This window comes from Geobacillus sp. WSUCF1 (genome assembly GCF_000422025.1).
In the GTDB taxonomy this organism is placed as follows: domain Bacteria; phylum Bacillota; class Bacilli; order Bacillales; family Anoxybacillaceae; genus Geobacillus; species Geobacillus zalihae.
Map to the genome: position 1 here is coordinate 1 of NZ_ATCO01000303.1, position 566 is coordinate 566.

The following is a 566-nucleotide window of genomic DNA, read 5'->3' on the forward strand; positions in this document are numbered from 1 at the left end:
CTGAAAGACAAACGGCCGACTACGATCCAAACGCTGTTTGGAGAAGTGACGTTTCGACGGAACTACTACTATGACCGGCAAACGGGGAACTATACCTTCTTGCTGGATGCCGAATTAGGCTTTGATGGGGCCCGATCGATCAGTCCTTGCCTCGAGGAAACGGCGGTCGAGTTGGCCGTCGAGTGCTCTTCCTACCGCAAAGCGGCTCGTACGCTGGAGTCGATCGTGGGGTATGCGGTCATGAGCCACGAGGCGATTCGCCAACTGGTGCTGGAGGCCCCTGTCTCGCTGCACCGCCCTGTTTCCCAACGGCACGGCCGGGTGCTGTTTGTGGAGGCGGATGGACTGTTTATTTCCCGCCAGGGGAAAGGGAAACGGGCGAAAGAAGAGAAAATCCTGGCGGTTCACGAGGGATGGAAACGAAACGGTTCGCAGCTCGAGCTCGTGAACCGGCGCCACTACCTCCATGAAGGGGAGGGAGACGTGTGGGAACGGTTCGAAGAGTGGCTGATGAACGAATATGCCTATGATCCGTGCCGGGACCTGTTGATCATCAACGGCGACGC

Annotated in this window: 1 protein-coding gene; it reads left to right on the forward strand. The window is 58.0% G+C overall.

The window, feature by feature from the left end; genetic code table 11:
* A partial coding sequence (locus I656_RS0117320; RefSeq protein WP_033007040.1) for a UPF0236 family transposase-like protein occupies positions 1–566 on the forward strand: 566 nt, incomplete at both ends.